The organism is Acinetobacter sp. AG1, assembly GCF_001005525.1.
Taxonomy (GTDB): domain Bacteria; phylum Pseudomonadota; class Gammaproteobacteria; order Pseudomonadales; family Moraxellaceae; genus Acinetobacter; species Acinetobacter modestus.
This window is the reverse complement of sequence record NZ_LBMZ01000102.1, coordinates 53,197-61,424: the sequence shown is the minus strand read 5'-3', so window position 1 is coordinate 61,424 and position 8,228 is coordinate 53,197. Positions and strand designations below refer to the sequence as shown.

Below are 8,228 nucleotides of genomic sequence, written 5' to 3'. Positions count from 1 at the left end.
AATATCTTCTTTTTTTGACATTTTATTATCCTTTTTAAATTTTATCAAAAAGCTTAATTAATTATTTAGACATAGTTAAATGCTGGAAGTTTCTGGCACCTATGTATATTTATATTAAGCGAATTTCTTATATACCCTCATATAAATTAAGCAAAAAACTTATGATTAACAAGCTTGTTTGTAAAAAAAAATTTCTATTTAAAAAAAATTAAAATATATAGTGAATTATATCACCTTTTTACATCAGTTAAGTTAATTAATAATCTTTCTTATTATTTTTTAGATTGTTTAATAAATTGATTTCACAAAAAAATCATTTTATATTTATGTCATCCAATAAAAAGATATTTGGTTGAACTAATAGTTATTCAAAAGCAACCAAAGCAAATCGACACTATATAATTGGAAAAGCAATAATATTAATTCATTGAGTACAAGACTATGCCAAAAAAATTTGAAAACTTTAACGACCCTAGACAGAAAGCTATAGACGGAATGAAAAATAGTATTTCTGAAGAATTATGGAACAAGAATTTGAATTTTCTGAAAGAGTTAAGAGCAGAGATTTCAAATCATCCTGTTTCAACTCATCCAGCTATTCAAATGCTAAATGATGGTGTAATTGATAAAGAAACATTGAAGCATATTCATTTAGAATATCGTCATGCGATTGTTCAGGTGTTTACTGATGCATTGCTCATGGCACAGTTCCAAACGAAGCAATTAGAGCCACGTTTGCTTTCTGGTTCTAAGATGTATCCTCGCTTCTTACTTAATCTTAATATCTTAGATGAGTTTGGTTTCCGTCCAGGTTTTGATCAAGATGGTTACTATGCTGGAAATCCGGAGTATGCACACTATCCTCTCTTTGAAGATGTACTGGATGACTTTGAGTTGACTCAATCTGAGCGTAATGATTACCAGCCGTCCCTTATTGCTCAACAAGTACGCAACTACTTAGAAAAATCTTTTGACCGTTATCAGGCAGTTTCAGCTCTTCTAGCCGTTGCTGAAGAAGAAGTGATTTTATTTAGCCCAGCTTTACGTCAAGCAACCAATGCTGTTGGATTTGATGTAGATAGTGGATATTACTACGTTCACGGTGTATCGCATGATGAAACAGCCGAAGCTGCTGATGATGATCATGAAGATGATTTATGGTTCGTACTTGCTCAAGCTTGCGTTGAATCTGATTACAGTGCGATTCGCCAAATGTGCTTAGAATATTGTGACCTATGGCAGCAATTTTGGGATGAACAAATTGCTTATCAATATGGTACATATAAAAAGTTGGCTTAAGCATCAGATCGGGCTACAAGATATTTTGTCTTTAGCCCGTTTCACTATAAAAACACATTCATTCTCAATAATTTAATTAATACTAATACAGCAAGTTAATCATCAATCGTTAAGATAGCGACAATTTACGTTTTTTCTTTTCACCATACATATTCAAATCAGCTACATCAATCAACTGTTGTAACTCTAAACTGTCATGTGGGTATATTGCTAAACCAATACTCACACCAATTTTTAGATAAATATTTTCAAAACTAAACGGTTGGCTACATGCATCAACCAAACGCACAGTCATTTGTTTAGCAACATCATAATTTTCTACGGAAGGTAGAATAATCGCAAACTCATCTCCACCCAACCGAGCAACTAAATCATTTTTGCGAATGTTCTGTGAAAGTCGTTTAGCAATTTCAATCAGTGCCGTATCACCATACCGATGTCCAAATTGATCATTGATTAATTTCAAACCATCCATATCGACGATCAAAACGGCTAACTGCTCTTTAAATTGTTTTGCTTCTTGTAATTTCAGTCTTAAAGAATCTAAAAATAATGCTCTGTTTGCTAAACCTGTTAAGTGATCTCGTGTTGCAAGCTTATACAACTCTTGGTCGCTGAATTTTGTAGCATGGTACATTGCAGCAGCGATCAAATCTGACATCAATCCTAAAAGAGATAAATCCTTTTCATGAAAAGCATTTATCTGATCAGAATAAATTTTGATTACACCAATCACCTGCTGTTCATAAAATAATGGTACAACTGCCATCGAGCGCAGTCCGACACGTCGACAAGCTTCATGATTAACTCGAGCATCGGTTTCACTATCACGACAATACAAGGTTGTTTTTTGTGAAATACATAAACCTGATAGGCTCTTATTCAATGGCAGACGCAAACCCAATAGATGCTCAGCTTTATTTGAAACAGCTCGATAGACCATTTCGTCGTCTTCAGCCAACTCAACAATTGTTCCTGTTGCAGAAATCACCAGTTTTTGAATTTGATTCGCAACTAGCGTCATTACCGCGTGTAAATCGACACCCAATTTTGCAATAGCAGTTTGAGTTTCGATGACAGACATTAATTGTTTGTTCGATAAGGGGGATTGTTTTGGCATTTTTTGAACAAGCGCAGTTGCATGGCTCAATTGTGCGAATTATCTCTCTTAAGTCAAGTTATTGGTTTAATAGACAAAACTGTCTATTAAACCCAAATAAATAAATAATGTTTTTAAACAGTGTAATACAGCGTACGTTTCTGAGAAAATTTTTCTAGTTGTTTGATGAAACCTTCAAAGTAATTCTTCTCCTTATCTTCAGTACGGTAGCCTGCATATAATGTGCGTCTCAATCCTTGCGGCGACACACAGTCTAAACGACGACTGACAACCCATCCCTTTTGTTCATATTCATTAACGACCCAGTCAGGTAAAGCAGCAATACCACGCCCACTTGCAACCAACTGAATTAACATCTGCGTTAAATCAGTCGTTCGAATATGCTTAGGTTGAATATTTGCTGGAATGAATAAATGCGCCATGATGTCTAAACGATGTTTATCAACTGGATAAGTAATTAACGTTTGTTCAGCCAAATCTTCAACTAATATTTTTTCTTTACGCACCAATGGATGTGTCGTTGAGAGTACCAAACGTGACTCGTATTCAAAAATCGGAAAATATTCAATCCCTTTGAGTGCAATTGGATCAGCAGTGATTAATAAATCGAACTCAGCATTTTGCAATAATTCATGCGGATTAGACTCAAAACCAGCTGCAAAATCTAAATCGACATCTGGATATTGCTGGCGATATTGATTTAATAAAGGCATCAGCCAGTCAAAACAACTATGACATTCAGATGAAAAAATAATTCTCCCCGTTTGTCCATGCACGATACGAGTAATATCCGTTTGTGCTATCTGAACCTGAGGTAACACATCATCTGCTAGTCGAAGCAAACGCTCGCCGACATTGGAAAAACTTACTGGACGACTACGGCGATTAACAACTTCGACACCATACCAATGATCAAGTTCTTTTAATTGATGAGAAATTGCTGAAGGAGTTAGGCATAAATCTGTCGCAGCCGCAACCAATGAACCATGCTCACGTAGTGCAATTAATGTTTTTAAATGACGAAGTTCTAACACAACGATCACCACAATTGAATTTAATTCATCCTATCACGTTATTCATGAGTGTGTCTCACTATGAATTTTATTTTATTATTGTTTAATGAGATGAAATGTACTCACAATTAGAATCATGACTATATTGATTTAAGCTTATGTTCTTATTTATAAAAATTAGGAAAAGCCAATGACTTAATACAAATGTGGTGAATCTTAAAAAATTTTTATAAGATAATTCAAATATTTGATTGCTCATACACACCCAAGCACTGTATATTTTCCAAACAATAATAATGATGAAGATAAACCATGAGCATGCACAAAGAAATTGAAACCCAACTAAGAATCATTCATGCGTGTGAAAAAGGAGCAACGGGGGTTTACTACGGTCATAGGCTGATTGCAAAACTATTTTTTAAAGACATGGTCAAAGCACTAGATGAAATGCATCAACATGAAACTGAACATTTTAACCTGTTCGGTTATTTCTTTGCTCAATACAAAAATGCTGTTGTCTTACCCTCTATACTTTGGTGCGCAGGCGGAATAATTTATGGATTATTGATTGGATTGCTAGGTAGAAATGCAATTTGGATCAGTACTGCAAGCATTGAAAATATTGTAAACAAAGAACTTGATGAAGCTGCAATTTTCTTCAAAGAAAAAGATATTGAGATTCATCATGCAGTATTAGATATTCAAAAAGATGAAATTCATCATCAAAAGATTGCTTCTGAACATGCAGACTTTGATAATAATTTAGCAAAAATCATCAGTTACTTTGCTCAACAATGTGCATATTTAGCAAAGTTTCTTGCCATTTATCTCAAAATATCTGTTCCAACAAAAAAATAATCTTTACAATTGATAAAGACTATAGAAAATACGATCTCTCAAATTCACTCCATTATTTAAATGTATAGCTGAAAGGCTCTTCGAAATCTGATAAATATGCACAATCAATACGATAAGCTTAAGATCTAAAGTGTCTTGATGGTTATAATTTAGATCTCTCTATGTTCTGATTAAAACAGTTGTTAAATTTATCTCCTCAACCTAATTTCTCTCTTTTTCTGGTTATTTTCTCCTTGGCAGTTGGTAGTTTCTGTATTGGAACGACTGAATTTGTTGCTATGGGGTTGATTCAAGAAATCGCTACTGATTTAAATGTCAGTGTTCCACATGCAGGCTATTTCATTAGCGCCTATGCGCTTGGTGTTATGGTTGGCGCACCAATTATTGCAATTTTAGGAGCTAAAGTACCGCGTAAAACGCTATTACTCAGCTTGATGTTATTTTATGGTTTAGCCAATGCCGCAACCGCTTTCGCAACAACATCTGAAGCTATGCTGATATCTCGTTTTATTGCAGGCTTTCCTCATGGTGCTTATTTTGGTGTAGCCGCATTAGTTGCAGCCGAATTGGCAGGAAAACAACGTAGAGCAACCGCGATTGCACAAGTAATGATGGGACTCACCCTTGCCAATGTGATTGGGGTTCCTATTGCAACTTGGCTTGGTCAGCAATTTGGTTGGAAATCTGGTTTTGAGTTTTCTGCCGTCATTGCCTTTATTACTTTAATCTGTGTCAGCCTTTTTGTGCCTAATATTCCACTTCAAAAGACAGCCAGTATTAAAGCGGAATTGGCAGGCCTAAAAAACATCAATATGTGGCTAACACTTGCAGTGGGTGCAGTTGGTTTTGGCGGCATGTTCTCTGTTTATAGTTATGTATCTCCAATTTTAACTGAATATACACATGCCGATATTCGTATCGTCCCGATTGCGCTAGCCATTTGGGGTGTTGGTATGGTGATTGGAGGTCTCGTTTCAGGCTGGCTGGCAGATAAAAGCCTATTTAAAACGATGATTGGAATTTTGGTGAGTTCTGCACTCACCTTTGTACTTGCAAGCTTTATGATGTCTAATCTTTATACTGCGATTATAGCCTTATTTCTGATTGGTTTCACTGTGATTGGGTTAGGTGGTGCATTACAAACACATTTAATGGACATCGCAGGCGATGCACAAACATTAGCGGCATCATTAAATCATTCCGCATTTAATTTAGCCAATGCCTTAGGCGCATTTCTTGGAGGATGGGTACTTAGCCATAATATGGGTTGGTTAGCACCGATCTGGGTTGGGTTTGTACTGAGTTTAGGGGGATTAGCAATCTTATTAATTGCTCTGGCTTATGCTAAATACACTCACAAAAATCAATCTGCCGTAATTTAACGGCAGATTGATCAGTTTATCTATATGAACTGATCAATTTATTGAGTTGTTGGTTATGCCATTTAGATAAGAATAACAAGGCTGCGATCGCTCCTATTAAGGCAAAGAACATATCAGATTGAGTGTCCCACTCATATCCTTGTGTACCAAGAAACTCTTGCGCACCTTGTCCAAGTGCTAATGCAGCTGCCCATTCAATCAATTCATAAGTCGCACTAATGGCTAGTACAATACAGATCACAATAAAACTAAGCATTTTCCCTTTAGCTAAAATCTGATATCGAATCAAAATTTCCCGTGCAGCAATGGCAGGCACAAAACCTTGCATAAAATGTCCAATCTTGTCATAAGGATTTCGATCTAAACTGAACCATTGAGCGATCTCAAAACCTAAAGGTACACGTGCATAGGTATACGCCCCACCGACGATTAATACAATTGCATGCAAAAAAATTAGGCTATACAAGAGATTAGTTAGTTGAAATCTGGAATAAGTTGCAAATAAGATAGGTAAAACAACGAGGACAGGAACAACTTCCATCAACCATGTCGCTCTATCATACGGCTGTAAGCCAGATAAAAGCAGCAACAAAATTAAAATAATAGCTGCTAAACATAGAATCTTTGATTGATTCATATCAAACTCTCACATTAATTTTATTTTTAATTACATTAACATCAAAGCAAAAACATATTCCAGTAGATCGCTTGGTCAGACCAAACATCGAATTAGAAAAAGAAAAATTTTACGGAATCTATACTTGGCTTTATTATTGAAATGACCAAAAGTAAGGCCATAGATCCATTAAAGAGTTGAACTTTTTTCTGATTATTGACAATCTTTTGCAAGCGCTCACCCATGTAAGCCCAAATACCTACACATGGGATACTCACTACACCAAATACTGTACCAATAAAAATAAACTCAGCGAGATGGCTATCTACAGTACTATAAGTTGCGATTGCACCCATCGCCATAATCCATGCTTTAGGATTGACCCATTGAAACAGAGCTGCCCCGATAAAATTTAATGGTTTTTCTGAACGTTCCTCAGCTTGTACGCTACCCGCACCATAAATTTGATATGCCAAATATAATAAATAGACAATACCTATTATTTTAAGCATTTCATACATCACAGCAGATTGACCCAAGATTGCGCCAATACCGAAACCAACTAAACTGACCATGACTCCAAAACCAAAGCCGATGCCCAAAATATGTGGGATACTCTTTTTAAAGCCAAAGTTTAGTCCTGAAGCAGCTAACATAATATTATTCGGCCCCGGTGTAATGGAGGTCACAATCGAATAAATCACAAATGATAAAAAAGTCAGTAAACTCATAAATTCAGATAAAAAATATTTTCAAACTTGCAGACAATATAGCAGTCTAAAAGATTATTTTTGATTGATTGTTAAAATAATTCTGCCACCTTACTCCGAAAGCTTCTCACCACAATGTGGACAGAAACGATAAGATTTCTTCTCCTGCTCCTGATCTTCAAGTAGTTTTTCTCGCACGAGCTGAATGATAATTTCATGCGTCTGCTCTTTGGGTAAGCCGACTTTTTTCCGAATGCGTTCAATTTCCATTTGATCATGCAGTAGATCCAGACCTTTAGCTTGTAAGACTTCACGGAACTCCTGTTCCAGTCGCTGATTCCTCATATTCAGTTCATTGGCTAGACCTGAAGCCAAGATACCCGCTGGTAAAGCAGCAATCCCTACACCGAGAATAGTAATAAATGCACCTAATATTCGTCCTAGATTAGTCACAGGTGTGACATCGCCATAACCCACTGTAGTTAAAGTTACTACGGCCCACCACATTGCTTGCGGAATCGAACTAAAGGCTTCAGGTTGCGCTTTATTTTCAACGACGTAAATCGCAGAAGCAGTCATCACAATCATAATGACCAAGATAAAAATAACCGCTTGGAACGAGCCTTTTTCTCGCTGAATCACCCGTAAAAGAATTTGTAATGACACAAAATAGCGCGTCAATTTGAGCAATCTTACCAACCGTAGAACACGCAGGAAACGTAAATCGATATGGACAAAGAAATTCAAATAAGCAGGTAAAATAGCCATTAAATCTATAATTGCCCCACCACTTTTCATCCAACGAATACGCTGCTTCCATGCAGCCTCGTCTGGATTTTTTTCGACGATACTCCATAATCTTAATAAATACTCTCCACTAAAAATCAGGATTGAGATATTTTCAAACAAATCAAAATAAGCTTGGTACAGCTTATAGATTTCATTAATCGATTCAAGGAGAACAGCAGCAACATTACCAATAATGAGAATAATTAATAAATAGTTAATACAAGCGCTTATTGTACTTTTGTAGTCATCATTATGAAGATTATTATAAATAAAAAGTCGCAACCGTTGCCATGAAAGTTGAGTCATACCGTACAGATCATGATGTAAACTAAGCTAAAAATGTAACACGTTGCTTAACGATTTGATAAGTGATTTTGAGCAAAGACAATAATTTTACTTATCAATCAAAATAACGCTCTATACACAAAATTACCTTTGAAC

The 8,228-nt window shown here is 35.9% G+C and carries 8 protein-coding genes; 3 read left to right on the top strand and 5 right to left on the bottom strand.

Annotation, left to right across the window (positions count from 1 at the left end; translation table 11 throughout):
* Positions 1–441 precede the first annotated feature (441 nt).
* The gene (locus AAV96_RS06285; protein ID WP_004661874.1) at positions 442–1,299 is read left to right on the top strand and encodes a hypothetical protein; all 858 of its coding nucleotides are present in this window, start codon (positions 442–444) and stop codon (positions 1,297–1,299) included.
* Positions 1,300–1,408: 109 nt separating this feature from the next.
* Here the strand turns inward: AAV96_RS06285 and AAV96_RS06280 are convergent, their stop codons facing one another.
* Both AAV96_RS06280 and AAV96_RS06275 read right to left on the bottom strand, forming a co-directional pair.
* Positions 1,409–2,419 carry a sensor domain-containing diguanylate cyclase gene (locus tag AAV96_RS06280; protein WP_046738705.1) on the bottom strand — a complete coding sequence of 337 codons (1,011 nt, stop codon included), beginning with the start codon at positions 2,417–2,419 and terminating at the stop codon, positions 1,409–1,411.
* 113 nt (positions 2,420–2,532) lie between these two features.
* Entirely contained in the window at positions 2,533–3,453 is a 921-nt protein-coding gene (locus tag AAV96_RS06275; protein WP_034601773.1) for a LysR family transcriptional regulator, read from the bottom strand.
* Positions 3,454–3,744: 291 nt separating this feature from the next.
* Here AAV96_RS06275 and AAV96_RS06270 point away from each other — a divergent pair, with 291 nt between their 5' ends.
* Together AAV96_RS06270 and AAV96_RS06265 are read left to right on the top strand one after the other, a co-directional pair.
* Positions 3,745–4,290 carry a demethoxyubiquinone hydroxylase family protein gene (locus AAV96_RS06270; RefSeq protein ID WP_046738702.1) on the top strand — a complete coding sequence of 182 codons (546 nt, stop codon included), beginning with the start codon at positions 3,745–3,747 and terminating at the stop codon, positions 4,288–4,290.
* A 179-nt stretch (positions 4,291–4,469) separates the two neighbouring features.
* On the top strand, positions 4,470–5,672 hold the full coding sequence (locus AAV96_RS06265; RefSeq protein ID WP_046738701.1) for an MFS transporter: 1,203 nt from the start codon (positions 4,470–4,472) through the stop codon (positions 5,670–5,672).
* Between the two features lie 16 nt (positions 5,673–5,688).
* Here the strand turns inward: AAV96_RS06265 and AAV96_RS06260 are convergent, their stop codons facing one another.
* The 3 genes from AAV96_RS06260 to AAV96_RS06250 all read right to left on the bottom strand — a co-directional run bounded on the left by AAV96_RS06260 (position 5,689) and on the right by AAV96_RS06250 (position 8,093).
* Positions 5,689–6,309: a DUF2238 domain-containing protein gene (locus AAV96_RS06260; RefSeq protein WP_046738700.1), complete on the bottom strand. Its 621-nt coding sequence runs from the start codon at positions 6,307–6,309 to the stop codon at positions 5,689–5,691.
* 92 nt (positions 6,310–6,401) lie between these two features.
* Positions 6,402–7,019, bottom strand: a complete 618-nt coding sequence (locus AAV96_RS06255; RefSeq protein ID WP_046738699.1) for a LysE family translocator — start codon at positions 7,017–7,019, stop codon at positions 6,402–6,404.
* Positions 7,020–7,109: 90 nt separating this feature from the next.
* Positions 7,110–8,093, bottom strand: coding sequence for a potassium channel family protein (locus AAV96_RS06250; RefSeq protein ID WP_046738698.1), 984 nt, complete (start codon positions 8,091–8,093; stop codon positions 7,110–7,112).
* Positions 8,094–8,228: the final 135 nt, after the last annotated feature.